This is a genomic window from Methylobacterium frigidaeris (assembly GCF_022179185.1).
Classification (GTDB): domain Bacteria; phylum Pseudomonadota; class Alphaproteobacteria; order Rhizobiales; family Beijerinckiaceae; genus Methylobacterium; species Methylobacterium frigidaeris.
Genome location: NZ_BPQJ01000036.1, coordinates 1 through 24254 on the forward strand (window position 1 = coordinate 1; position 24254 = coordinate 24254).

A 24254-nucleotide genomic window follows, 5' to 3' on the forward strand; every position below is an offset into this window, starting at 1 on the left:
CATCGGCTCCTCGCCGGCCTCACGCCGCGACCGAGCGCACCCCTGAGTAATTACGCTCCTGGACGCCGGGATATTGTTTCAGAAGGTCTGGCATAGTTTCCTCCGCTGCATGGCCAGTCGTTATTTTTTCTGGCCCGACTATTGTATAGACTGAAATTTGCAAATGCGCAAGTTATCAAGCTGTGTTGACAACATAATTTGGGCATCACTCTGGTCGCCATATCAATCAAAGTCAGTATTTCGACATCAAGGCCGCAAGAAAGGATCGCGCGCTAGTGCCGCGTATGCCGCCGTGATATGATCAAGGCAATTATATTTCAGAAAGCAAGCTCTGAACACAGCAGAGACTGGCTCCCGGATCGGCCTTCTATCATCTCGTCACCATCTGAGACACAACTTGGCAACACAGCGGATAAAAATCAAGCGCCGCCGTTCCGGGGCTTTGAGCGCTGTGTTTGTGCATAAAATGAGTATTCAAGACCCTTCGTGCTCGCCGAGAATAAAACAAATATAGAAAACAGCAAAGACGCAAAATATCTACTTTTATCCGCCTATAGAGTAAACCACAGATAAAATGTTTTCCAAAGATCGACAGTCGGCAGAATGGTGAAAAGCGGTTCCGCCCGAGCAGGAGATCTTGCAGATTGAGTTTGATGTATCGCGCGTCTCACCGCCCATCCGCCCGCGCCACCGCGCGCTTGATCACCTGCTGCACCTCGACGTTCGACAGGAAGAGGTCGTGGTTGATGAGGCCGCTGCCGTAATCCGACGCGTCGGCGACGCGCACGCCCAAAGCCTCCAGGCGGCTGCGATCCGCCGCGCCGGCCCGCACCACGCCGCCCGCGATGGTGCTCGAGAGTTCGAGCGCCCGGTCGTTGGTTGAGGAGATCACCGTGATCTTCTGGGCCGCAATGCCCAGCCGCTCGATGCCGTTGGTGAACAGGTCGATGTCGATGTCGGGCGCGGCGAGCACGATGGCGCCGATCCGATCGAGGGCCGCCTCGCCGGCATCGGCCCGCAGCATGCGCAGGGTCTCGAGGGTCAGGAGCGTGCCCATCGAGTGGGCGACGATGTGGATGCGCCCGCCCTGCGCGGTCGCGAGCGCCCGCAGCAGGTCCTCGAAGGCGTCGCGCGACCACAGGGCGCTCTCGCGGTCGTAGCCGTAATCGAAGGTCTTGCCCGCCGAGGGCCAGGTGAACAGGCCGGAGACGCCGCGGAAGCGGATGCCGTCGGAGAGCTGCGCCGCGCTCACCGCCGCGGTCTCGAACGATTCGCGGTAGCCGTGGACGTAGAGCAGCACGTCGCGGCCGAGCGCCGCTTCCGCAAAGGCGGTGGCGGCCTCCGGGCCTGTCACCACCCGCGGCGCCGCGGCGATGCGCCAATCACCGGTCACCACCGCCGAGACCTTGCCGATCAGCGAGCGGTCGGGTGCGGACAGGCGCACGGTCGCGAAGGCGAGGCCGCGGCCGCGCTGGTCGGTGAAGTAGGGCGGGCGGCCGGCGGGATCAGCCGGGCGGCGCGTGGTGGCGACGAGCAGGACCGGGCTGACATCGAGGGCCGATTGCTTCTCCGGGCCCGCCGAGTCGCCCAGGAGCCCAACCCCGAGCCCGCCGTCCAGACAGCCGCCCAGCGACAGGCTGGCGAGGGCGGAGAGGCCGAGGCGGGCCAGGCCCCGGCGCGTCGGCGCGGCGTTCGCTGTCATGTCGTCTCACTCGTCCCCGGCGCGGCCGGCCTTCCCGCGCTTTCAGGCCGGTGATGCGGCATGATCGTGACCGTGGCGCGTCGCTCTCGGGCAAAGCCGCGCCTGTTGCCCGCAGGTCACGCCCACTGGCCCTTCGTCCACAGCGCAAGCCCTCGACGGGCGGGCGGGGAGCCGGCAGAAAGGCCGCATGACCGTTCCGGCCCCCGACCTCGCCCAGCTCCTGTCCGGCAACCGCGCCGCCCTCGCCCGCGCCATCACGCTGGTCGAGTCGAAGCGGGCCGATCACCGGGCCGCCGCCCGCGAACTCCTCGATGCCGCCCTGCCGCATGCCGGCAAGGCCGTGCGGGTCGGCATCACCGGCGTGCCGGGGGTGGGCAAGTCCACCACCATCGACGCGCTGGGCGCGAGCCTGACGGCGCGGGGCCACAAGGTCGCGGTGCTGGCGGTCGATCCGAGTTCGTCGCGCACCGGCGGCTCGATCCTCGGCGACAAGACCCGGATGGCGCGGCTCGCCGTCGATCCCAACGCCTTCATCCGGCCCTCGCCCTCCTCCGGCACCCTCGGGGGCGTCGCCGCCAAGACCCGCGAGACGATGCTGCTCTGCGAGGCCGCCGGCTTCGACGTGGTGCTGGTCGAGACCGTCGGCGTCGGCCAGTCCGAGACCGCGGTGGCCGACCTCACCGACTTCTTCCTGGTGCTGATGCTGCCCGGCGCCGGCGACGAGCTGCAGGGCATCAAGAAGGGCATTCTCGAACTCGCCGACATGATCGCCGTCAACAAGGCCGACGGCGAGGAGGGGATGCGCCGCGCCACGGCCGCGGCCGCCGAGTACCGCGCGGCGCTCCACATCCTGACGCCGGCGAGCGCCACCTGGGCGCCGCCGGTGACGACCATCTCGGGGCTCTCGGGCCAGGGGCTCGACGCCCTGTGGGAGGCGGTGCTCGATCACCGCCGCAAGCTCACCGCCACCGGCGAGATCGCCGCGAAGCGCCGAAGCCAGGACGTGAAGTGGATGTGGGCCCTCGTCCACGAGCGGCTGCACCAGCGCCTCACCGGAAGCGCCGAGGTGCGCCGCCGGACGGCGGAGGCCGAGCGGAGGGTCGCGGCGGGCGAGCGCTCGCCCGCCGCGGGGGCAGACCTGATCGCCGAGCTGATCGGACTCTAAGCCGCCGCGTCCCGGAGCGCGCAGGAGGCCGTCGCGGTCGTCGAAGAGGGCGTCGGCGTCGAGGCCGCGGCCCTCATCGCCGGCCCCATCGTCGCCGACCAAGAGGGCCGGCACCCCGCGCAAGGCGTGCCGGATCATCGCCGCGCGCCCCGCGGCCATGCGGCCCCGCGGCCATGCGGGCGGTGGCCGCCTCGTGCAAAGCCGCATCGGGCGCCCGCAGGCGGGCGGCGGCAGGCGCGAAGTCGTTCTCCTCGAGAATCACCGCCAGAATCGCCGGATCGGCGATGTCGCGTCCGCCGACGTAGCGGGCCGCCTGGATCGCCGAGAGGGCCTCCAGCTCGCGGTCGGGCGCGGTCAGGTGGATCACGGTCAGGGCCAGGGTCGCCGGCCCGGAATCGACCCTGCCTCCGCGCGCTGCCAGAACCTCACTCCGGTAGGCCTCGCTGAACGGCTGGCCCGTGAGCGCGGCGATGCGCCGATCGGCCGGCCAGGCATGGGCGGCGAACCCCGCATCCCTCGCGAAGGCCCCGGCCCGGCGAACAGGCCGACCGGGAGCAGGGCGAGGGCCACGTCGTCGCTGGCGCCGAGCCAGGCGAGCGCCGATGGGCACCGTAGCACCCGCCGCAGAGCGGATCGTACAGGCCGGTGACGGTGAGACGGTCGGACATGACCCCTCGCTTCGTTGCCCGCGTCAGTAGCCAACGGTGAAGCGCTGGCGCAGATGCGCCGGCCGCTCGATCTCGTCGACCAGGGCGACGGCGTAATCCTCGTAAGAGATGCGGCTTCCGCCCTCGCCGACGAGCAGCGCGTCGCCGCCGAGGCGGAAGCGGCCGGTGCGCTCGCCCGGCTCGATCAGCGCGGAGGGCGACAGGAAGCTCCAGTCGAGGTCGGTGACGCCGCGCAGCGCGTCGAGGAAGGCCGCGCCCTTCAGGGCTTCGTCCTTGTAGGCGGCCGGAAAATCGGGCTGGTCGACCAGCCGCTGACCGGGCGCGACCTCGAGCGAGCCGGCGCCGCCGACCACGAGATAGCGCGTGATCCCTGAGTCCCGCACGGCGCCGATCAGCGCCTGCGGATCGCTGTCGCCGAAGCGCACCGCGCTCACCACCGCGTCGTGGCCGGCGAGCAGGCGGGCGAGGCCGGCGGGATCCCGCACGTCGCCGACGACCGCCTCGACCTGCGGGGAGGCCGCCTTCGCGGGGTTGCGGGCGATGGCAGTGACGCGGTGGCCCCGCGCGACCAGCTCGGCGACGAGGCGCGCGCCGACATTCCCGGTCGCGCCGATGACGGCAACCTTGGCCATGATGCTCTCTTGGTTTGGCTTCGCGATCTGGTCTATGTTCGAGACCGATGACAGAGCTAGACCCTCGCGGCGGACCACGCAAGACGTCACCGGCGCGCGACCAGGTCAGCGCGCGATGACCATCGGGAGATCTCTTTGCTCGACGAAGTGAGGACAGCCAAGAGCGTCGACCAACCTTGCGCGATCCGCGATGTCCTCGACCGGATCGGCGATCAGTGGAGCCTGTTGGTGCTGGCAACGCTGGCGCCGGGGGTGAGGCGTTTCAGCCAGCTCGAGCGCGAGATCGGCGACATCTCGAAGCAGATGCTGTCGAAGACCCTGCGCCGGCTGGAGCAGGACGGCTTCGTGGCGCGGGAGGTCCACGCCGAGGTGCCGCCCCGGGTCGAGTACCGGCTGACGGCTCTGGGGTGCTCGTTCCTGGAGCCGATGCGGGAACTGATCCGCTGGGCGGAGGCGAACCAGGCGGCGATCCAGGCGGCGCGGCGGGGGGCGGAGGCGAGGTGATCGCGTCCCGACGACGCCACGGCGAGCGCACCAACCCTTTCCCGGATGACTGAGGCGAAGCGGAAGGAGATCCGGGAAAGGGAGAGGGTGTCGTGAGCCCTGCACTCCAATCAGGCCGGCTGCTCCTCATCCTCCCCCGCCGGCTCCGGCAGAGCCATCACCCGCGGCGGGTGCCCCGTCGCCTCCAGGAAGCGGATCAGGTCGCCAGGCTTCACCGCCGTCGTGGCCCCGTTGTGGAGCGGATGGAAGTTGACCGGGTCGTGCGCCATCAGCCCGGCATCGAGGATCACCGCGACCGTGGCGTCGCGGTCGTTGATGAGCCCGAACGGCGTCACCGAGCCGGGGCGCACGCCGAGCCGCTCATAGAGCAGGTCGGCCGAGCCGAAGGAGAGGCGGCCGGTGGCGCCGAGGGGCCCGTGCAGGCGCTTGAGGTCGATTCGCGCCTCGGCCTCCGCCACGACGAGGAACAGGCGGCCGCGCTTGTCCTTGAGGAAGAGGTTCTTCGAGTGGCCGCCCGGCATCGCCGCCTTGAGGTCGCGGGATTCCGCCACCGTGTGCACGGGCACGTGCTCCACGGTGGCGTGGGCGACGCCGAGGCGGTCGAGGAAGGCGAACAACTCCTCCGGGGTCGTCGCCGCGCTCATGCGGCGAGATGACGAGCGAGCGCCGCCGGATCGACGTTGCCGCCCGACAGGATCACGCCGACGCGCTTGCCCTTGACCGACACCGCGCCCTCGAAGGCGGCAGCCGCCGCGAGGCATCCGGTCGGCTCGACCACGAGCTTCATCCGCTCGACGAAGAACCGCATCGCCGCGACGAGCTGCGCGTCCGTCGCCGTCACGATGCCGGCGGCCTCGCGCTGGATGATCGGGAAGGTGTGGCGGCCCAGATGCGTCGTCAGCGCGCCGTCAGCGATCGAGACCGGAACCGGGATCCGCACCACCTCGCCCTTGGCCAGCGATTGCTGGCCATCGTTGCCGGCCTCGGGCTCGACGCCCCAGATCTCGACCCCCGGTGACAGGGCTTTGGCCGAGAGGCACGAGCCGGCGAGCAGCCCGCCGCCGCCAAGGCAGACGAGCAGGACGTCGAGGGGGCCAACCTCCTCGATCAACTCTTTCACGGCCGTGCCCTGGCCGGCGATCACGTCCGGATGGTCGTAAGGCGGGATCATCGAGAGGCCGCGCGCCTCGGCGAGCGCCTGGCTCACCGCCTCACGGTCCTCCTTGTAGCGGTCGTAGGTGACGATCTCGGCGCCGTACCCGCGGGTGGCCGCGACCTTGATGGCGGGTGCGTCGTGCGGCATCACGATCACGGTCGGCACGCCCTGGAGCGCCCCCGCATAGGCGATCGCCTGGGCGTGGTTGCCGGACGAGAAGGCGAGCACGCCGCGTTTCCGCTGCTCGGGCGAGAGCGCCGCGATGGCGTTGCAGGCGCCCCGGAACTTGAAGGCGCCGGCCCGCTGCAGCGGCTCGGCCTTGAAGAACAAAGCGGCGCCCGTCCGCGCATCGGCGGTGCGGGAGGTGAGCACCGGGGTGCGGTGGGCGATGCCCTCGATCCGGCCGGACGCGGCCTCGACGTCGGCGTAGGTGACGCTCATCTCAGCGGTTCTCGAAGTTGGGCTTGCGCTTCTCGACGAAGGCCGTCATGCCTTCCTTCTGGTCGTGGGTGGCGAAGAGCCCGTAGAACACCCGGCGCTCGTAGCGGATACCCTCGGTCAAGGTGGTCTCGAAGGCCCGGTCGATGCTTTCCTTCGCCACCATCACGGCGGGAAGCGACATCGACGCGATGGTCTCGGCCGCGCCCAATGCTTCGGCGAGGAGGTCGGCGGCCGGCACCACCCGGGCGACGAGGCCGGAGCGCTCGGCCTCGGCCGCGTCCATCATCCGGCCGGTGAGGCACAACTCCATGGCCTTGGCCTTGCCGACCGCGCGGGTCAGGCGCTGGGTGCCGCCGGCGCCGGGGATCACCCCGAGCTTGATCTCGGGCTGGCCAAACTTCGCGGTGTCGGCGGCCAGGATGAAGTCGCACATCAGGGCCAGTTCGCAGCCGCCGCCGAGGGCGTAGCCCGCCACCGCGGCGATGATCGGCTTGCGGCGCCGGCCGACCTTGTCCCACTCGCCGAACGGATCGGCCATGTAGAATTCGGGATGGGTGCGGTCCTGCATCTCGCGGATGTCGGCGCCGGCCGCGAAGGCCTTCTCCGAGCCGGTGATGACGATGCAGCCGATGCCGTCGTCGCGCTCGTAGCCGTCGAGGGCGTGGTTCAGCTCGGCGATCAATGCGTTGCACAGGGCGTTCAGCGCCGCCGGGCGGTGCAGGGTGATGAGCGCCACCCGCCCGCGCGTCTCGACCCGGATGTTCTCGTACTCCACGGCGTTTCTCCCGCTCGTCTCCCCCGCTTGGCTAGGGGAGGGAGGGGCGGGGCGCAAGCGTCCGCGTGAGCGCCTGTCAGGCCGGCGGCGGCGGATCCGGCGCCTCGACCACGTCCTGGCGCTGGAGCTGGAGCGCGACGAACCAGCACAACGATGCCCAGGCGGCGCCGATGCACCAGCCGGCGAGCACGTCGCTCGGCCAATGCACCCCGAGATAGACCCGGCTCATCCCGACGAGGAGCGTGGTGACGACGCCGAGCCCCATCACGAACGCTTTGACCTTGCGCGAGCGCTCGACCCGGGCGAGCAGGATCGCCATCGTCAGGTAGGCGATCGCCGACAGCATGGCGTGGCCGCTCGGGAAGCTCGCCGTGAAGGTCTCCATGCCGTGGGGCACCAGGTCCGGCCGGGGACGGTGGAAGAACAGCTTCAGGCCGGTCGACAGGATCTCGCCGCCGCCCACCGCCACCACGACGAACAGGGCGGCGCGGCGCCGCGCCGTGATCGCCAGGTAGAGCACCACGCAGGCCGTGACGTAGACGATGCCGAACACGCTGCCGAAGGCGGTGATGTCCCGCATCGTCTCCGGCAGCCAGGACGGGCCGATCGGCTGGGCGAGGTCGCCCGGCACCCGGAGCGCCAGCAGGAGGCGGTCGTCGAAGCCGAAGGACCCGCCCTCGCGGATCTCGTCGGCGAGCCGGAAGAACCCGAAGCCGAACAGGCTGACGGCGAGCAGCGAGGCGAGCGGCCCGATCTCGTTGAGGCGCAGGCGCCGCCACACCGCCGTGGCGTGATGGCGAAACGGAATCTGGACCATCACGCGCCCCCGAACGGAAACCGGCCGCGGGCCTCCCACGGCCCTCCGAGATAGCGCCAGAGCAGCAGGCCGGTGCCGGCGATCTCCCGCGGCACGAAGGCGGCCTCGAGGTCGCGGTGGAGCGCCCGGGCCTCCTCCGGCGCGACCTTGTTCTGCACCGTGACATGCGGCCGGTAGCCCTGGCGGTCCTGCGGCGTCAGCCAGGGCGCGAAGGCGGCGGCGAGCCGCCCGCGCAGGCCCGACAGGCGGGGCGATTCGAGGGCGTAGGCGACGCCGCGGCCGATGAAGCGCAAGGACGCGACCTTGACCGGCATCGGGCCTTCCGCCCGCACCTCCGCGGCGAGGGTCTCGACGATCCCGCGCTCCTCCTCACCCGGCAGGTGGTGGAAGAGGGTGACGTGGGCCGGGATGTGGTTGATCGCTGCCGGAAAGTGGCGGCGACGCTGGCCGTCGAAGTCCGCGAAGGCGGCCTCGTCGAGCTCCAGGGTGAGGATCAGGGGATGAGGGAGAGGTGGGTTTGGCATCCTCCCGGCGAAATGGCGCGGGCGGCGGGAATGGCCAGAGCCGGCGGTGCTGTTCAGCTCGAGGACTTCCCGCTACACGGCGGCGATGCGCGACAGCACCGACATGGTCCATCTCGGCCGGGATGGCTGGCTCTTCCTGACCGGCGGCACCAACAGGGTGCGGCAGCAATACCGGGCGAGCTTGCGGATGGCGTGGCGGCTGTGGCGCTGGCGCCGGCTGATCGAGGCGCGCACCGCGAAGGCCGCAGGCTTGGGCTCGCGCGCCTTCCACGTCGTGGTGCCGGAGAAGCTGAGCATCTACGACGACCGCCTCGACGGTCTCGCCATCGATCCCGCGCTGTCGCCGGCCCGCCGCCTTGGCGCGCGCCTCGCCCGCTCGCCCGCAGCGAGAGCCTGGATCGATCTCGTCGGGCCGTTGCGGGCGGCGCGGGATGCCGAGCCTCCGCTGTATCTCCGCACCGATACCCATTGGAGCCAGGAGGGCTGCCGCCTCGCCTACGGGGAGATCATGCGGGCCCTCGGCGCCGTGCCGCCCGCCGATCTCGGGGCACGGCCGTTCCACGACCATGACGGCGTGCGCGACCTCGGCGCCAAGTTCGATCCGCCCCTCCGCGAGACGATGCGGGTCTACCAGGTCCAGCGCGATGCCGTGCGGGTCTACGCCAACCCGCTGGTCGAGGGCCACGAGGCGCGGGGCACGGCGGCCGACCTGCATGTCGGCGCCCACGTGGTGTTCCGCAACGAGAGCGCGGCCGCCGATCCCCGGACCCTGATGCTGTTCGGTGACTCATGCTCGCACTTCCACCCGATCTTCCTGACCGGGCTGCTCGCCGAGAGCTTTCGCGAGCTACACTTCGTCTGGTCTGCGAGCCTCGACTGGACTTACGTCGAGCGGGTGCGCCCGCACCTGCTGCTGGTCGAGGTGGCGGAGCGCTTCCTGGCGCGCGTGCCGATGGATCAGTTCGATGTCGAGGCCGAGGGCGCGCGGCGCCTCGATGGGTGGGAGGGGGGCGGAGCCGGGATCTGACGTGATTTCCGCCTGATCTGATCCAGTAAAGGTCGAGCGTATCTCCCCTCTCCCCGCCCGCGGGGAGAGGAGAAGGCCTGAGCTTTACTTCCTCCGGCACCGATCGAGCTGAAGCCTTCTCACTCCTCCACCGCGCACCGCGCCGCGCCCGATTCCGCCGCATCGCACCAATCCTTGCCGGTCCACAGCCGCACCTGCACGGTGGCGACGCCGTTCGCGACGGTGATGCGGTTATAGGCGTTGGGCTCGTTGCCGCGCAGGCGGGTCGAGGTGGCGGAGCCGGCCTGGACCGCGAGCAGGCGCCGGGCGCTGGCCTTGGCCTCCGGCCGATCGATCTCGGCCTTGTGGCCGTCCGGGGTCGGCTCGGCGAAGCGGGCGTAGCCGCGGTGGAGATGGCCGGCGAGCGTCAGGCCGACACCGTGGCGCTGGAAGGCGTCGAGCGCCTCGTCGGCGCGGCCGACCAGGCGCGCCTCCTCGTCCCAGGGCGGCGGCATGAAGGGGTGGTGGCCGACCACGATCCGGAACAAGCCCGGCGGCAGGGCATCGAGCCGGGCTTCGGTGCGCCTGATCTGCGCCCGGGTGATCTTGCCCTGCGACCAGTCGGTCTCCGGCGCCCAGGTCCGCACGGTGTTGAGGCAGATCACCGCGATCTCGTCGTCCTGGAAGACCGGCTCGGTCTCCGGCGCGACGTAGCGGCGGTAGCGCCGGAACGGATGGAAGAAGCGCTGCCAGAGCCGGAACGGCGAGATGTCGTGGTTGCCCGGCACCGCGATCCAGGGATTCGGCAGCCGGTCGAGGAAGGCTCTCGCCTCCAGGTATTCCCGGGTGCGGGCCCGCATGGTGAAGTCGCCCGAGATGATGATCAGGTCGGGCTGGTCGCGGTTCAGCTCCGCCACCAGGCCTTCCACCACCGCCGGGTCGGTGCGGCCGAAATGCAGGTCCGAGATGTGGGCGATCCGCTTCACCGGGGATCCTCCGTCGGCACGAGGACCCGCAGGGCGCCCGGAAGGAGGCGGTAGCGCAGGGGTGGGACGATCAGCACGACCTCTCCGTCATTCATGACCCGCAGCGCGCGCCGGCGGGAGTCGAGGGTCAGCGCGTCGGTCTCGTGCCGCTCCAGGTCCGGCAGGCGGCGCCACTCGCCGACCGCGAAACCGAGCCCGAGGCGCACGAGCCGCGCCGCCGACAGGGTCTCGACGAGGTAGAGCGTGAGGTGGCCGTCGTCGACGCCCGCCCGCGACAGAACCTGGCCTAGACCTTCCCGGTAGTCGCCGCAGACCACCGCGAGCGCCCGGAAGCGGACTTGCCGGGTCAGGCCGTCGAGCGTGAGCGTCGCCCGCTCCCGCGGGTAGCGGCCGAGATGGCGCAGCAGGCCGGCGGCCATGCGCAGGAGGTCGAGGGCGCCCATCCGGCCGCGCCTCGCCTCGCGATGTCGCGCCATCCGCGCCGGCATGCCGAGCACCGAGTTGATCAGGAAGACGTGGCCGTTGACCTCGCCGGCATCGATCGTGCGGACGGAACCGGTCGCCAGCACCGCCAAGGCCGCGTCGAGATCGAGCGGCAGCCCGAGATCCTTCGCGAGCAGGTTCAGCGTGCCGAGCGGCAGGATGCCAAGGGGAATCTTTTGGGCCGCAAGCGTTTGCGCCGCGCAGGTCAGTGTCCCGTCGCCGCCCGCGACCGCCACGGCGTCGATGCCCGGGATCGCCGCTGCCGCCGCCAGCCGCTCCGGGAGGGGCGCGTCGGGACGTGGCTCCGGCACGACGGTCAGGCCCGCCGCCTCCAGGAGCCCGTGCAAGGCTTCCGGCGTCAAGCCTCCGTCGACCAGGGAGCCCGCCGCCACGTTCGTCACCAGCACGACCCGGCGGGCCGGTGTTTCGCTGCTCTGCTTCGTCACACGACTGTCCCGGACGGCGAAAGTGCCGCCCGGGCAGGATGCCGGCCCTGCATCTCAGGCAGATGGCAGGGCCGGATGCCCCTCACGCCGCCTGCTTGGCCGACCCGCCGTAGAAGGTGCCGCCCTTCTCCGCCATCGCCACCAGCGTCTCCGGCGGGGAGAAGCGGGCGCCGTGCTTGGCCTGGAGCTTGCGGCACAGGTCGACGAAGTGCGCCGCCCCCATGAAGTCGATGTAGGACAGGGCACCGCCGGTGAACGGCGCGAAGCCGAAGCCGAGGATCGAGCCGACATCCGCCTCGCGCGGATCGGTGACGACGCCCTCGCCGAAGGTTCGGGCCGCCTCCAGCGCCTGAGTGACGAGGAGGCGCTGCTTCAGCTCCGGGAAATCGACCGCGTCGGGATCGACCTTGGTCTCCTGCAGGCCCGCCAAGCCCGGCCAGAGCTTCTTCGAGCCCTGCTCGGGATAATCGTAGAAGCCCTTGCGGTTCTTGCGTCCGAGCCGGCCCTCGCCCTCGACCAGCGCGGTGAGCAGGCGCTCCTGGGTCGGGTTGACCGCGGCCTCGCCGACCTGCGCCTTCGTCGCCTTGACGATCTTGAGGGCGAGGTCGACGCCAACCTCGTCGTTGAGCGAGAGCGGGCCGACCGGCATGCCGGCCTGGCGCCCGGCATTCTCGATCATCGTGGCCGGGATCCCCTCGCCCAGCATCAGGTGGCCTTCGAGGATGTAGGCGCCGACGCAGCGGTTGGCGAAGAAGCCGCGGGCGTCGTTGACGACGATCGGGGTCTTCTTGATTGCCCGGACGTAGTCGAGGGCAACGGCGAGCGCCCGCTCCCCCGTCGCCTTGCCCATGATGATCTCGACCAGCATCATCTTCTCGACCGGCGAGAAGAAGTGGATGCCGATGAACTGCTCCGGCCGGCCCGAGGCCTTGGCGAGCCCGCTGATCGGCAGGGTCGAGGTGTTGGAGGCGAAGATCGCGTCCGGCCCGATCACCGCCTCGACCTTGGCGATCACCTCGGCCTTGACCTTCGGGTCCTCGAACACCGCCTCGACCACGAGGTCGCAGCCGGCCAGCGCCGCGTAATCGCCGGTCGCGGTGATGCGCCCGAGGAGCGCGTCGCGGTCGGCGGTCTTGGCGCGGCCCTTCATGATCTGGTCGGAGACGAGCTTGTGGGCGTAGGCCTTGCCCTTCTCGGCCGCCTCGACGGATTGATCGACCAGCACCACCTCGAGCCCGGCATTGGCCGAGACGTAGGCGATGCCGGCACCCATGAAGCCGGCGCCGACGACGCCCACCGTCTTGAGCGGGACCGTCCCGACGCCCTTCGGTCGCCGCGCGCCCTTGTTCAGCTCGCCCATCGACAGGAACAGGGTGCGGATCATCGCCGCCGCTTCCGGCGAGCGCAGGATCTTGGCGAAGTACCGGCTCTCGACCTTGAGCGCGAGGTCCATCGGCAGCTGCAGGCCCTCGTACACGGCCTGGAGGATCGCCTTGGCAGCGGGATAGTTGTCGTGGGTCTCGCGGCGGTAGATGGCGTTGGCCGGTGGCCAGGTCATCATGCCGGCGGGCGAGTAGACCTTGCCCGACGGCGCCTTGAACTTCGGCTGGTCCCAAGGCGCGACCGCCGAGCCGCCCGCCTTGATCCACTCACCTGCCTTCTGAACGATCTCCGCCCGCGGCGCCACGGCGTGGACGAGGCCCATGTTGCGGGCCATCAGCGGGCGGATCTGCTCGCCCTTGAACAGCATCTGCAAGGCGTCGCCGGTCTGCATCAGGCGGGCGACGCGCTGGGTGCCGCCGGCGCCCGGAAACAGCCCGACCTTGATCTCCGGCAGGCCGACCCGGGTCTTGTCGTCGTCCGACAGCACCCGGTGGTGGCAGGCGAGCGCCAGCTCGAAGGCGCCGCCGAGGCAGGTGCCGTGCACGGCCGCCGCGAACGGCTTCCCGCAGGTCTCGAGCTTGCGGTAGAGCAGGGTCAGCCGGCGCGATTCCTCGAAGAAGAAGGCCATCGCCTCCTCCTCGCCGCGCTCGCGGGCCAGCCGGGCATGCTCGGCGCCGAGGCCCTGCAGCATCGTCAGGTCGGCGCCGCCCGAGAAGGTGTCCTTGCCTGAGGTGACGACGCAGCCCTTGATCGCCGGATCGGCCACCACGGCGTCGATGATCCGGTTCAGCTCGTCCATCACCTCCGGGGTGACGAGGTTCATCGAGCGGCCCGGCATGTCCCAGGTGGCGAGCGCCACGCCGTCGGCATCGGTCTCGAAGCGGAAATTCGTGAGGTTCATGGCGAAGGCCTCGTGAGATCGATTACGGCTTGACCGGTGCAGGCACCGGTGACGGCGCGGGCGTCGGCGCCGGAACACCCTGCGGGACTGGCGTCTGGCCGTTGCCCTGCTGCGACAGGGCCGCCAGCGAGAGCAGGTTCATCATCTTGGTCACCGCGTCCTTGGTGATCGTGGTGACCATCGAGGTCGGGTCGGCGTTGAGCGCCTGGAACTTCTGGTAGACCGGGTCGTCGTAGATCGCGACCAGGCGCTTCAGCTCAGGCCCATCGAACTTCTGCGCGTATTCCTTCGACAGCCCGTCGACGAGGGTGTCGCGCTCCTGGGCGAAGGTCTTGTCCAGCTCGGGGCGCAGCTTGTCGGCCTGCTCGGCGCTCATCGAGGCGAGGGTCTTCTCCTCGGCCTGCTTGAACGCCTGGGTGAGGTTGCGGGCGACCGTCTTGGTGACGATGTCGCGGGCGAGGGTCAGGCGCTCGTCGTCGGCCCGGGCCGGTCCGGCGAGGGCCAGTGCCAGGGCGAGGACGAGGCCGGCGGCGAGGTGGGGGAGGGTGCGCATCGCTCTCACACCCGCTCGATGATCGTGGCGGTGCCCATGCCGGCGCCGATGCAGAGGGTGACCAGGGCCGTCTGCTTGCCGGTGCGCTCCAATTCGTCGAGCACGGTGCCGAGGATCATCGCGCCGGTGGCACCGAGGGGATGGCCGAGCGCGATGGCGCCGCCATTGACGTTGACCTTGGCCGGATCGACGTCGAAGGCCTGGAGGAAGCGCAGCACCACCGCCGCGAAGGCCTCGTTGACCTCGAACAGGTCGATGTCACCGATGCTCATGCTGGCGCGCTTGAGCACCTTGCGGGTCACGTCGACCGGGCCGGTCAGCATCAGGGCCGGGTCCGAGCCGATATTGGCGAAGGCCCGGATTCGCGCGCGGGGCTTCAGGCCCGCCGCCGCGCCGGCCTCCTCGGAGCCGATCAGCACCGCGGCGGCACCGTCGACGATGCCCGACGAGTTGCCGGCGTGGTGGACGTGCTCGACCGCCTCGACGTCCGGATGCGCGTCGACCGCGACCGCGTCGAACCCGCCCATCTGGCCCATCTGCACGAAGGAGGGCTTGAGCGCGGCGAGCGACTGCATGTCGGTGTTCGGCCGCATGTGCTCGTCATGGGCGAGCAGCGTCAGGCCGTTGACGTCGCGCACCGGCACGACCGCGTTCTTGAACCGGCCGTCCTCCCAGGAGCGGGCGGCGCGCTTCTGCGATTCGACCGCGTAGGCGTCGCACTCATCGCGGGAGAAGCCGTACTTGGTGGCGATCAGGTCGGCCGAGACGCCCTGCGGCATGAAGTACGACTTGATGGCGATGGCCGGATCGACCGGCCAGGCGCCGCCGGACGCGCCGATCCCGATGCGGCTCATCGATTCGACGCCGCCGCCGACCGTCATGTCGTGCTGGCCGCTCATCACCTGGGCGGCGGCGAAGTTCACCGCGTCGAGGCCCGAGGCGCAGAACCGGTTGATCTGCACGCCCGGCACGTGGGTGCCGTAATCCGCCACCAGGGCGGCGGCGCGCGCGATGTCGCCGCCGGCCTCTCCGACCGGATCGACGCAGCCGAGCACGACGTCGTCGACGAGGGTCGTATCGAGGACGCTGCGGTCCTTGAGGGCGCGGAGCGCGGTCTCGGCGAGGCGGAGCGCCGTCACCTCGTGCAGCGAACCGTCGGGCTTGCCGCGGCCGCGGGGCGTGCGGACGTGATCGTAGATGTAGGCGTCGGGCATGAGGCGTCTTCCCGGAATTGTCGTGCGGCGGCCCGAGGGACGGGCGGCGCCGGGAGGCGATGGTTCTTGATATACCTTCCGCGGGATCGTCCCGAGGGAGCCGAAGCGCGCCTCCCCTCTCCCGTGTGGGAGAGGGGATCCCGCGCCTTTCTCGGACCCGTATCGGTCGGGCGGATGACGCGCGGAACCTTGAACCTAGAACAGCTCCGCCGGCACCGCCATGACGGCATCCGAGCCGGCCGAGATCCGGGCGAGGCGGGTGCCGGTCTCAGGCAGCACGCGCTCGACGTAGAATCGGCCGGTAGCGAGCCGGGCGTCGAGGCGCTCGGCGATGCCCTCGCCGGACCGCTTCTTCTCGGCGACCGCCTTGGCGATCCGGCCCCACATGTAGCCCATGGCGACGAGGCCCATGAGGTGCATGTAGTCGGTCGCCGCCGCACCCGCATTGTCGGGCTTCGCCATGGCGTTCTGCATCAGCCACATCGTCGCCTGCTGCAGGTGGCCGAGGCTCTTCATCAGCGGCGCGCAATACGCCTTCAGGGCTTCGTCCTCGGCGTTCTCCTTGCAGAAGCCCTCGACCTCGGCGAGGAAACGCATCATCGCCCGGCCGCCGTCGCGGGGCAGCTTGCGGCCGACGAGGTCCATCGCCTGGATGCCGTTGGCGCCCTCGTAGATCTGGGCGATGCGGGCGTCGCGCACGAATTGCGACATCCCCCATTCCTCGATGTAGCCGTGGCCGCCGAACATCTGCTGGGCGTCGACCGCGTTGGAAAAGCCCCGGTCGGTGAGCACGCCCTTCACCACCGGGGTGAGCAGGCCCATGTGGTCCTCCGCCGCCTGGCGGGCGGCCGGGTCCTCGGAGCGGTGGGCGATGTCGGCCTGGAGCGCGGTCCAGATCACCAGCGCCCGGGCCGCCTCGTTGAAGGCGCGGATGGTCATCAGCGTCCGCCGCACGTCCGGGTGGACGATGATCGGGTCGGCGGGCTTGTCGGGCGCGGCGGCGCCGGTCAGCGCCCGGCCCTGGAGCCGGTCGCGGGCGTAGGCGACGGCGTTCTGGTAGGCGACCTCGGACTGGCCGAGGCCCTGGATGCCGACGGCGAGGCGGGCCTCGTTCATCATCACGAACATCGCGTTGAGGCCACGATTGGCCTCGCCGACGAGCCAGCCGGTGGCGCCGTCGTAGTTCATCACGCAGGTGGCGTTGCCGTGGATGCCCATCTTGTGCTCGATGGCCCCGCACGACACCCCGTTGCGGCCGCCCAAGGTGCCGTCCGGGCCGACCAGGAACTTGGGCACCACGAAGAGCGAGATGCCCTTGGTGCCCGCGGGCGCGCCCTCGATCCGGGCCAGCACCAGATGGACGATGTTCTCCGACAGGTCGTGCTCGCCGGCCGAGATGAAGATCTTGGTGCCGGTCAGCGCGTAGGAGCCGTCGCCGTTCGGCACCGCCTTGGTCTTGAGCAGGCCGAGATCCGTGCCGCAATGCGGCTCGGTCAGGTTCATCGTGCCGGTCCAGGTGCCCTCGACCATCTTCGGCAGATAGGTCCGCTTCTGCTCCTCGGTGCCGTGGACCAGCAGGGCCGCCATCGCGCCCTGGGTCAGGCCTGGATACATGCCGAGCGCCAGGTTGGCGCTGGACGCGAATTCCTGCATCACGCTGTTGAGGGTATGGGGCAGGCCCTGGCCGCCATACTCGGCCGGCATCGACAGGCCCATCCAGCCGCCGCCCGCATAGGCGTCGTACCCGGCCTTGAAGCCCTTGGGCGTCGTCACGCTGCCGTCCGGATGACGGGTGCAGCCCTCGGTGTCGCCGACGCGGTTGAGGGGCGCTAGCACCTCCTCGCAGAGCTTCGCGCCCTCGGCGATCACCGCCTCGATCACGTCGGGCGTCGCCTCGGCGAAGCCGGGCAGGTTGCTGTAGCGCGCGATCCCGAACACGTCGTTGAGGAGGAACAGCACGTCCTCCACCGGCGCCTTGTAGCTCGGCATGTTTCCCCCGCTCCCACGCATGATCCGCGGCGGCTCCCGCGGCGAGATAGTTCACATGTAAACTATCTGAGTGTGGAACGACAAGGGCCTGTCGGCGCGCCGCCGGGATTAGAACCGGACACGGTTGACGCGGGATAACGGCGATGTTTCGATCCGGGCGGCGCCCGCCCCCGCAGGGCGCCGCCTGGTGCTGAGGTCGCTCAGGCGGTCGCGACGGTCTTGCCGTAGCTCCGCAGCGCCTCGAGCGCCCGCTCGATCTCGGCCTTCTGGTTCTCCAGATGAGCGATCTGCTCGGCCACCTGGGCCGGGGAGAGAGCGAGGGTCGCGCCGGTGCCCGCCTCGGCGAGTTCGTCGCCATCGACCATCGCGGCGATCTCGCGCAGGGTGAAGCCGAGCTCCTTGCCGCGCAGGATGGTTGCGAGGCGCGAACGATCGTCCTCGGTGTAGAGCCGGGTCGTGCCGCGGCGCTGTGGATGCAGGAGACCCTTCGCCTCATAGAAGCGCAGAGCCCTCAAGGTCACCCCGAATTCCTCGGCGAGATCGCCGATCGTGAGCGTCGCCGGAGCCGTCGAGCGGCCGGCCGGCCGGCCGGTGCGCGAAGCGGATCCGCCGGAGCGGACGGACGCCCCCCTGCTGCTCTCGGTCTGCCGATCATAAGCCATGCCGTTCCCCCCGTTGAGACACGCAGACTGCGCATACCAGCGACGTCCCGCGGACGCCCTGTGACACAAAGAAGGTCAAATGACCTACCTAAGGGAAAGGTAACGTCAACTTGAGCGTGTGTTACTTACGGTAAAAAGCTTGATGTATCAAGCCTTTATGCCTGAAATCACATTACCGTTACGTGGGCAGGTCAGGGCAGGAACGACGCGAAATGCCCGTGCGCCTTGCGTGCAATCGCCGTTAGGTTGTGAACAGAAATCGACCATCATTGAGTTGCGCGTGCAACGATTGGGGACTCGCCGCGCGCTGGGACGGACGTAAGGTCCTCCCTTAACCGCTTGTTTACCGTGCCCCTCGAAAGTGAAGTCAGGAACCTTTTCAGGCTCCCGCCACTGACCGGATCTTCACGATCGAGCAGAGCGCGGGGTTCCTGCCGGTGGTGAACCGGCGCCTATCCGCGAGATCCATCGGCCCCTTGCGCAGAGCCCGCTATGAGACGGACCGCTCCTACACTCGATGCATTCGATCCGGAGCTGCGCGACGCCGCCCGTGAGGCCGCGCGTCGCGCCGGCATATCGGTGGACGAGTGGTTGGCCGAAGCGATCAGCGAGGGCTCGGCACGCGCGGGCGTGCGGCAGCAATCTCGACGAGCGGCAGGCTCCCGTCGCGCACGTCACGAGATCGTCCAGTCTCAAGCCTTCCCGGACGTCGACGCCGAAGGCCGGCGGGCGGACCGGACCTGGCAGCACGAGGCGCCCCGCGCACAGCGTCCCCGCCACGGGCGCGGCCCCGTGGCCGAGCCCGCACCGCTGCAGACAGCCCCGATCCCGGCCGCCCCGCCGCCGGCCGTCGATACGCAGCTGATCGAGGCGGTCGCGGCGATCGGCCGCCGTCTCGACGCGATCGACCGCCGTATCGGCGAGAGCCGCGAGGCCACCGACGAAGCCGTCATCAAGGCGGTGCACGGCATGAAGGCCGCGCAGGGCAAGGCGGGGCAGGGTGACGAGACCCGCCTCGCCGAGCAGGAACCCGCGGCACGGCCGGCCGGCCGCCGCGCCCGCCCGGTGCCCAACAGCCTCGCTGCCGCCGTGGCGGAGATCCGTCTGCGCCAGCAGCAGCTCGACGACGGCACTCCCGAGGAAGACCAGGATCTCCTGGTCGACGGCCTGCGGCGGGACCTCGCCCGGGTAATGGAGACGACCGAGGCCGCCGCCGACAAGCTCTCGCCGGCGATCGCCGGGCTGCAGGCAGAGACCTCGCGGCTGCGCGAGTCGATCGGCACGCTTGCCACCAGCGGCGATGTCGTGACCCTGGAGCAAGCGGTCCGGACGCTGGCCGACGAGGTGCAGCGGGCCCGCGACCCGGCCGATCTCGTCGCCGTCGCCGGGCCGATCGACCTGATGCGGGTCCAGGTCGGCCGCCTCGCCAACGACGTGGCCGCCAACGTGCACGCCCGGGTGGCGCAGGACGTCGAGCGCCTGGCGCAGCAGGTGGGTGGCGCCCTCGACAGGACATTCGGGGCCGACCGGGCCGGGCTCGCCGACCGGGACGCGGTCGCCAAGCTGTTCGGCGAACTCGAGGAGATCCGCGGCCGGATCGCGGCGCTCGCCGAGCCGGCCCGGGTGCAGAATCTGGCCCGGTCGGTCGACGAGCTCACCGAGACGGTGACCCGGCTCGGCAACGGCATGCTCGACAGCCCCGCCCTGATGAACGAGCTGCGGCCCCTCCTGGAGGAGATCCGCGAGGGCGTGCGCGCCCCGGGCGCCGACGCGCCGGCCCTGGCGCAGGGCATCGCCGATCTCGACCGCAAGCTCGACGACCTGCGGGCCGAGCGGCGCGAGCAGCCCAACGCGGCCGGCGACATTCTCGGCCGCATCGATGCCCTCTCGGCCAAGGTCGACCAGGTTGCAGCGGTGACCACCGTCGGCGACGTGATGGAGCGGCTGGAGCAGATCGGCGAGGCCCTGCGCCAGCCGGCGCTGCCGAGCAGTGATCTCGCGTCGATCCACGGCATGCTGCGCAGCCTCGCCGACAAGCTCGACCGGGTCGGGCAAGGGGCGGGAGGCGAGACCCTCGACGGCCTCGAGCGGCAGGTGCTGGCGCTGGCGAGCCGCATCGACACCCGCGGCAGCGATCCGGCCCTGGCGGGCCTGGAGCGCACCATGGGCGACCTCCTGGCCCAGGTCGCGCTGCTGCGCGACGAGGCGCCGATCCAGGCCGCGGCGGAGCGCGCCGCCCGCAGCGTCGCCGATTCGATCGGGGCCGAGCGCAAGGGTGCGGCGGAGGCCCAGGGCCTCGGCGGGCTGCAGGCGGCCCTGGCCGACATGCGGGCGCAGCAGGCGGCGTCCGACAAGCGCCTCCAGGCCACCATGGAGGGCGTGCATTCCGCCCTCGAGCAACTCGTTGCCCGGCTGACCCATCTCGACGGCGACCGTCGGAGCGAGGCGGCCCCAGCCGCCGCCGCGGCGGCACCCCGCACCGCCCGCAACCTGCGCGACACTCTGCGCGAGACCACCACCCCGGCGCCGGAGCCGCGTCCGGCCCGGCGGCCGGAAGCTCCCCGAGCCGGCCCGCCGAGCCCGGCGGACGAGATGATCGAGCCCGGTGCGGTGCGCCCGCGCCAGCCGCCAGGGGAGGTCGCCGCCGCGCCGGAGATGCCGGCCGGCGACATCAAGGCGAGCTTCATCGCGGCGGCCCGCCGCGCCGCCCAGGCCGCGGCGGCCGAGGCCGCCGGTGGCGGTCAGGCCGCGCCCGCCACCGACCGGAGCGTCGAGTCACGGGGCAGCCTGGTCGAGCGGCTGCGGGCCGCGATCGAGCGCCGGCGCCGGCCGCTGCTCCTCGGCATCGCGGCGATCGTGCTGGCGCTCGGGACGCTGCAGGCCCTGCAGAGCGCGGGTCCGCGGACCAACACCCCGACGGCCTCCCGGGAGGCGACGGCGCCGGTCGACCCGGCGACGACCCAGGCCACCGGCGCGCCCGCCCTTCCCAAGGGCACGCCCCCGGTCGCGGTGCCGGCCGACACGACGGCGCCCGAGGGCAAGGCTCCCGATCCCAAGGCTCCCGATCCCAACAAGGCCGCCGACGCGAAGCCGGCCTCCGCCAAGCCCGAATCCGCCCTCCAGAAGGGCCCGGAGACGGGGGCCCCTGAGGTGTCCAAGCCCGCCCTCGTGGCCCGGCCGACGACGCCGCGGGTGACCGACATGGCGTCCCTGAGCGGCGAGCTTGCCGGCATCCCGGCCGGCGCCGCGTCCTTGCGCCAGGCGGCCCTTGAGGGCGACGGCGCCGCGATCTACGAGCTCGCCAGCCGCGCCGTCGATGGCCGCGGCCTGCCGCGGGACACCGCCCTCGCCGCCAAGCTGTTCGACCGCCTGGCCGGCGCCGGCTACGCCCCGGCGCAGTACCGCCTCGGCAGCCAGTACGAGAAGGGCCTCGGCCTGGTCCGCGACCAGGAGAAGGCGCGGCTCTGGTACGGCCGCGCGGCGACGCAGGGCCATGTCCGGGCGATGCACAACCTCGCGGTGATGCTGGCCGAGTCCGGCGCCGCCGGCGGCAAGCCCGACTACACCTCCGCGGCGACCTGGTTCCGCAAGGCCGCCGAGTACGGGGTGCGCGACAGCCAGTACAACCTCGCGGTGCTGCTCGCCCGCGGCCTCGGCGTCACCCAGGACCTCAACCAGGCCTATGGCTGGTTCGCGGCGGCCGCGGCGCAAGGCGACGACGATGCCGGCCGCAAGCGCGACGAGGTGGCGGGCAAGCTGACGCCGAAGGACCTGGCGGCGGCCCGCAGCGCGGCCGAGGCCTGGAAACCGAGGACGCCCGACCCGGCGGTGAACGATCCTCCGGCCGCCCGCATCGAGACCGCGGCGAGTCCGGGCGCCATGTCGCTGATCGGCGCGCCGCCGCCCCTCGGCGTCGCCAAGGGGACGGGCACCGGCAAGGTGTAGCCGCGCGAGGCGGCATCGGCGATCGACGGGCGCGGACCAGCCGGTTCGCGCCCGTCCGCGTCCGGCGCCCGCGGTTTCCCCTGCGGCGAAACATGGTCTAGATCGGGGACCCCCGCCGTCCCGGACCCTCCCGTCGTTGCAGATCTACCTTCCGATCGCCGAGATGCCGGTCAGCGTCCTGGTCCTCATCGGGCTCGGCGCGGCGGTCGGCTTCGTGTCGGGGCTGTTCGGCATCGGCGGCGGCTTCCTGATGACGCCGATCCTGATCGTGATGGGAATCCCGCCGGCGATCGCCGTCGCGACCCAGGCCGCCCCGATCGTCGCCTCCTCGGCCACCAGCGTGCTGGCGGCGCTCCGGCGCAACGCCCTCGACCTGCGGCTCGGCCTCGTCCTGGTCCTCGGCGGCTTCGTCGGCACCAGCCTCGGCGTCTGGTTCTTCGCCGCCATGCGGCGGGCCGGCCAGCTCGACCTCGTCATCACGGTCGCCTACGTCACCTTGTTCACGGTGGTGGGCGGGCTGATGCTGGCCGAGAGCGTGCGCAGCACCTGGGCGCGCCACCGAGGCCGGCCCCGCCCCGCGCGGCTCGGCGGTGACCACGCCGCCTACATGGCCTGGCCGCTGCGGATGCGCTTTCCCCGCTCCCGCCTCTATGCCAGCGTGATCCCGATCCTCGGCCTCGCCCTGTTCGTCGGCTTCGCCGGCGCGGTGCTCGGCATCGGCGGCGGCTTCATCCTGGTCCCGGCGCTCCTCTACCTGATGCGGGTGCCGACGGGGGTGGTCGTCGGCACCTCGCAGTTCCAGATCGTCTGCACCAGCTTCGTCGCGCTGGTGCTGCACGCGGTGCAGAACCAGGCGGTCGACATCGTGCTGGCGGTGATCCTGATCGCCGGCGGGGTGTTCGGGGCGCAGTTCGGGGCACGGGCCGGGCGCAACCTGCGCTCGGAGTATTTTCGTTTTCTCCTCGCCATCCTGGTCCTGGCGGTGGGCCTGCGCTTCGCGGTCGAGCTGGTGCTGCGGCCCGAGGAACCGTTCTCGATCGTGGTCCAGGAGGCGCGCTGATGCGCGCCGTTCCATTGTTTCATGGAGGCGCGCTGATGCGCGCCGCCCTCGCCGTCATCCTGAGCCTGCTCGGCCTGGCCCCGGCGCGGGCGGAATCCCTGGTGGTCAGCCTGTCGTTCAACCGGCTCGCCGTCACCTCAACGTATACGGGAACCTCCGTCGCGGTGTTCGGCGTCATCGAGCGCGACGGGCAGGCGGGCGCCCGCTCCGGCGGCTACGACGTCGTGGTGACGATCCGGGGCCCGCGCCAGGCCCTGACGGTGCGCGAGAAGGAGGCCCTGGGGCCGGTCTGGGTTAATCGGGCGCAGCAGAAATTCGCCGATGTGCCGAGCTTCCTGGCGGTGCTGTCCTCCCGTCCCGTGGCCGAGATCGCCGACGAGGCGACGCGCCGGCGCCTGCGGCTCGGGCTCAAGGCGATCGTGGCCGCCCCCGATCTCACCCTCACGGCGCCGAAGCCGGACGATCCCTTCCGCGAGGCCTTGCTGCGCCTGCGCCGGCGGGAACGCCTGTTCACCGAGGCCGAGGCGGGAGTGCGGTTCCTGTCGCCCACGGTCTTCCGCGCGACCGCGCCGCTGCCGGCCACTGCGCCGGTCGGCGCCTACGACGTCGAGGTGGTGCTGCTCGCTGGCGGCGTGCCGCTGGCGCGGCACGAGGCGCGGTTCGACCTCGTGAAGTCCGGCGTCGAGCAGGGGATCGCGACGGCGGCCCGCGATTGGTCGCTGGCCTACGGGCTTGCCGCGGGCGCGCTCGCGCTCATCTCCGGCTGGCTCGCCAGCGTGATCTTCCGGAGAGACTGAATGCACCGCGCCGCGCCCCCCGCCGCCCTGATCCTCGGCGGCGCGGGACTGATTCCGTTCCTGGGGCTCAGCGCCCTGGTGATCCTGGGCCAGTCGCTCCTCGGCCTCGCGCCGCGCCCGCTGCTCGCGGCCTACGGTGCCGTGATCGCGTCGTTCCTCGGCGGCCTGCGCTGGGGCGCGGCCGCCGCCTCGCCGGAGGGCAGGGGCGTCGACTACGCCGTGTCGGTGGTGCCCTCGCTCGTCGCCTGGGCGGCCTTGTTCGCCCCGGCGCCGTGGGACCTGCGGGCGCTCGGTGCCCTGGTCCTGGCCTGGGGCCTCGTCGACCAGGACCTGCCCCGGCGCGGGCTGGTGCCGGCGTGGCTCGGGCGGTTGCGGCTCGTCCTGTCGGGGGTGGCCGGGTTGGCGCTCCTGGCAGCGGGCTTCCTGGGAGCGGCGTGAGACCGTC

General features: G+C 71.1%; 22 protein-coding genes. 7 read left to right on the plus strand and 15 right to left on the minus strand.

Translation table 11 applies throughout. The features are described 5' to 3' along the window. Positions 1–667 precede the first annotated feature (667 nt). Positions 668–1702: an alpha/beta hydrolase gene (locus MFF64_RS27015; protein ID WP_099901716.1), complete on the minus strand. Its 1035-nt coding sequence runs from the start codon at positions 1700–1702 to the stop codon at positions 668–670. 187 nt (positions 1703–1889) lie between these two features. On the opposite strand from MFF64_RS27015, the gene meaB reads away from it, so the two are divergent. Continuing rightward, entirely contained in the window at positions 1890–2867 is a 978-nt protein-coding gene (meaB, locus tag MFF64_RS27020) for a methylmalonyl Co-A mutase-associated GTPase MeaB (RefSeq protein WP_238192834.1), read from the plus strand. Between the two features lie 73 nt (positions 2868–2940). Here the strand turns inward: meaB and MFF64_RS27025 are convergent, their stop codons facing one another. Further along, positions 2941–3477: a hypothetical protein gene (locus MFF64_RS27025; RefSeq protein WP_238192835.1), complete on the minus strand. Its 537-nt coding sequence runs from the start codon at positions 3475–3477 to the stop codon at positions 2941–2943. Between the two features lie 81 nt (positions 3478–3558). Beyond that, a complete protein-coding gene (locus MFF64_RS27030) occupies positions 3559–4167 on the minus strand; it encodes an NAD(P)-dependent oxidoreductase (RefSeq protein ID WP_099903391.1) in 609 nt (202 codons plus the stop codon). A 135-nt stretch (positions 4168–4302) separates the two neighbouring features. Between MFF64_RS27030 and MFF64_RS27035 the strand changes: the two genes are divergently transcribed. Next, positions 4303–4671, plus strand: a complete 369-nt coding sequence (locus MFF64_RS27035) for a winged helix-turn-helix transcriptional regulator (RefSeq protein WP_099903389.1) — start codon at positions 4303–4305, stop codon at positions 4669–4671. Positions 4672–4781: 110 nt separating this feature from the next. On the opposite strand, the gene MFF64_RS27040 is transcribed toward MFF64_RS27035, so the two are convergent. The 5 genes from MFF64_RS27040 to MFF64_RS27060 form a co-directional block, all read right to left on the minus strand. Further along, positions 4782–5315: a prolyl-tRNA synthetase associated domain-containing protein gene (locus tag MFF64_RS27040; protein WP_099903387.1), complete on the minus strand. Its 534-nt coding sequence runs from the start codon at positions 5313–5315 to the stop codon at positions 4782–4784. Then, the gene (locus MFF64_RS27045; protein ID WP_238192836.1) at positions 5312–6268 is read right to left on the minus strand and encodes a threo-3-hydroxy-L-aspartate ammonia-lyase; all 957 of its coding nucleotides are present in this window, start codon (positions 6266–6268) and stop codon (positions 5312–5314) included. The genes MFF64_RS27040 and MFF64_RS27045 overlap by 4 nt, the downstream gene beginning before the upstream one ends. Before the next feature lies 1 nt (position 6269). Next, positions 6270–7043, minus strand: a complete 774-nt coding sequence (locus tag MFF64_RS27050; protein WP_099903339.1) for an enoyl-CoA hydratase — start codon at positions 7041–7043, stop codon at positions 6270–6272. A 76-nt stretch (positions 7044–7119) separates the two neighbouring features. Continuing rightward, on the minus strand, positions 7120–7860 hold the full coding sequence (locus tag MFF64_RS27055) for a phosphatase PAP2 family protein (protein WP_099903337.1): 741 nt from the start codon (positions 7858–7860) through the stop codon (positions 7120–7122). Then, positions 7860–8384 carry a 2'-5' RNA ligase family protein gene (locus MFF64_RS27060; RefSeq protein ID WP_099903335.1) on the minus strand — a complete coding sequence of 175 codons (525 nt, stop codon included), beginning with the start codon at positions 8382–8384 and terminating at the stop codon, positions 7860–7862. The genes MFF64_RS27055 and MFF64_RS27060 overlap by 1 nt, the downstream gene beginning before the upstream one ends. 85 nt (positions 8385–8469) lie before the next feature. On the opposite strand from MFF64_RS27060, the gene MFF64_RS27065 reads away from it, so the two are divergent. Continuing rightward, on the plus strand, positions 8470–9411 hold the full coding sequence (locus MFF64_RS27065; protein WP_099903341.1) for an alginate O-acetyltransferase AlgX-related protein: 942 nt from the start codon (positions 8470–8472) through the stop codon (positions 9409–9411). 119 nt (positions 9412–9530) lie between these two features. Here MFF64_RS27065 and MFF64_RS27070 read toward each other — a convergent pair whose 3' ends face one another. The 7 genes from MFF64_RS27070 to MFF64_RS27100 form a co-directional block, all read right to left on the minus strand. After that, a complete protein-coding gene (locus tag MFF64_RS27070) occupies positions 9531–10376 on the minus strand; it encodes a metallophosphoesterase family protein (protein WP_238192837.1) in 846 nt (281 codons plus the stop codon). Further along, complete coding sequence (locus MFF64_RS27075; RefSeq protein ID WP_238192838.1) at positions 10373–11305, minus strand: diacylglycerol/lipid kinase family protein; 933 nt, start codon at positions 11303–11305, stop codon at positions 10373–10375. The genes MFF64_RS27070 and MFF64_RS27075 overlap by 4 nt, the downstream gene beginning before the upstream one ends. An 82-nt stretch (positions 11306–11387) precedes the next feature. Beyond that, complete coding sequence (locus MFF64_RS27080; RefSeq protein ID WP_238192839.1) at positions 11388–13589, minus strand: 3-hydroxyacyl-CoA dehydrogenase NAD-binding domain-containing protein; 2202 nt, start codon at positions 13587–13589, stop codon at positions 11388–11390. A 22-nt stretch (positions 13590–13611) separates the two neighbouring features. Beyond that, a complete protein-coding gene (locus MFF64_RS27085) occupies positions 13612–14142 on the minus strand; it encodes a DUF2059 domain-containing protein (protein WP_238192840.1) in 531 nt (176 codons plus the stop codon). Positions 14143–14147: 5 nt separating this feature from the next. Then, positions 14148–15356: an acetyl-CoA C-acetyltransferase gene (locus MFF64_RS27090; protein ID WP_099905286.1), complete on the minus strand. Its 1209-nt coding sequence runs from the start codon at positions 15354–15356 to the stop codon at positions 14148–14150. Positions 15357–15551: 195 nt separating this feature from the next. After that, on the minus strand, positions 15552–17345 hold the full coding sequence (locus MFF64_RS27095; protein ID WP_099905284.1) for an acyl-CoA dehydrogenase C-terminal domain-containing protein: 1794 nt from the start codon (positions 17343–17345) through the stop codon (positions 15552–15554). A 200-nt stretch (positions 17346–17545) separates the two neighbouring features. Continuing rightward, positions 17546–18007, minus strand: a complete 462-nt coding sequence (locus MFF64_RS27100) for a MerR family transcriptional regulator (RefSeq protein ID WP_238192841.1) — start codon at positions 18005–18007, stop codon at positions 17546–17548. A 792-nt stretch (positions 18008–18799) separates the two neighbouring features. Here MFF64_RS27100 and MFF64_RS27105 point away from each other — a divergent pair. From MFF64_RS27105 to MFF64_RS27120, 4 genes are all read left to right on the plus strand, one after another. Continuing rightward, on the plus strand, positions 18800–21952 hold the full coding sequence (locus MFF64_RS27105) for a hypothetical protein (protein ID WP_309296462.1): 3153 nt from the start codon (positions 18800–18802) through the stop codon (positions 21950–21952). 136 nt (positions 21953–22088) lie between these two features. Next, positions 22089–23012, plus strand: coding sequence for a sulfite exporter TauE/SafE family protein (locus MFF64_RS27110; protein ID WP_099904632.1), 924 nt, complete (start codon positions 22089–22091; stop codon positions 23010–23012). After that, entirely contained in the window at positions 23012–23809 is a 798-nt protein-coding gene (locus MFF64_RS27115; RefSeq protein WP_238192843.1) for a TIGR02186 family protein, read from the plus strand. The genes MFF64_RS27110 and MFF64_RS27115 overlap by 1 nt, the downstream gene beginning before the upstream one ends. Next, entirely contained in the window at positions 23810–24247 is a 438-nt protein-coding gene (locus tag MFF64_RS27120; protein ID WP_099904636.1) for a DUF3429 domain-containing protein, read from the plus strand. Positions 24248–24254 lie beyond the last annotated feature (7 nt).

What these genes read in the sequence shown, in the direction of transcription:
- MFF64_RS27015 (WP_099901716.1), bottom strand. Translation starts at nt 1,702, where the DNA reads ATGACAGCGAACGCCGCGCCGACGCGCCGGGGCCTGGCCCGCCTCGGC.
- meaB (WP_238192834.1), top strand. Translation starts at nt 1,890, where the DNA reads ATGACCGTTCCGGCCCCCGACCTCGCCCAGCTCCTGTCCGGCAACCGC.
- MFF64_RS27030 (WP_099903391.1), bottom strand. Translation starts at nt 4,167, where the DNA reads ATGGCCAAGGTTGCCGTCATCGGCGCGACCGGGAATGTCGGCGCGCGC.
- MFF64_RS27040 (WP_099903387.1), bottom strand. Translation starts at nt 5,315, where the DNA reads ATGAGCGCGGCGACGACCCCGGAGGAGTTGTTCGCCTTCCTCGACCGC.
- MFF64_RS27045 (WP_238192836.1), bottom strand. Translation starts at nt 6,268, where the DNA reads ATGAGCGTCACCTACGCCGACGTCGAGGCCGCGTCCGGCCGGATCGAG.
- MFF64_RS27055 (WP_099903337.1), bottom strand. Translation starts at nt 7,860, where the DNA reads ATGGTCCAGATTCCGTTTCGCCATCACGCCACGGCGGTGTGGCGGCGC.
- MFF64_RS27060 (WP_099903335.1), bottom strand. Translation starts at nt 8,384, where the DNA reads ATGCCAAACCCACCTCTCCCTCATCCCCTGATCCTCACCCTGGAGCTC.
- MFF64_RS27065 (WP_099903341.1), top strand. Translation starts at nt 8,470, where the DNA reads ATGCGCGACAGCACCGACATGGTCCATCTCGGCCGGGATGGCTGGCTC.
- MFF64_RS27080 (WP_238192839.1), bottom strand. Translation starts at nt 13,589, where the DNA reads ATGAACCTCACGAATTTCCGCTTCGAGACCGATGCCGACGGCGTGGCG.
- MFF64_RS27085 (WP_238192840.1), bottom strand. Translation starts at nt 14,142, where the DNA reads ATGCGCACCCTCCCCCACCTCGCCGCCGGCCTCGTCCTCGCCCTGGCA.
- MFF64_RS27090 (WP_099905286.1), bottom strand. Translation starts at nt 15,356, where the DNA reads ATGCCCGACGCCTACATCTACGATCACGTCCGCACGCCCCGCGGCCGC.
- MFF64_RS27095 (WP_099905284.1), bottom strand. Translation starts at nt 17,345, where the DNA reads ATGCCGAGCTACAAGGCGCCGGTGGAGGACGTGCTGTTCCTCCTCAAC.
- MFF64_RS27100 (WP_238192841.1), bottom strand. Translation starts at nt 18,007, where the DNA reads ATGGCTTATGATCGGCAGACCGAGAGCAGCAGGGGGGCGTCCGTCCGC.
- MFF64_RS27115 (WP_238192843.1), top strand. Translation starts at nt 23,012, where the DNA reads ATGCGCGCCGTTCCATTGTTTCATGGAGGCGCGCTGATGCGCGCCGCC.
- MFF64_RS27120 (WP_099904636.1), top strand. Translation starts at nt 23,810, where the DNA reads ATGCACCGCGCCGCGCCCCCCGCCGCCCTGATCCTCGGCGGCGCGGGA.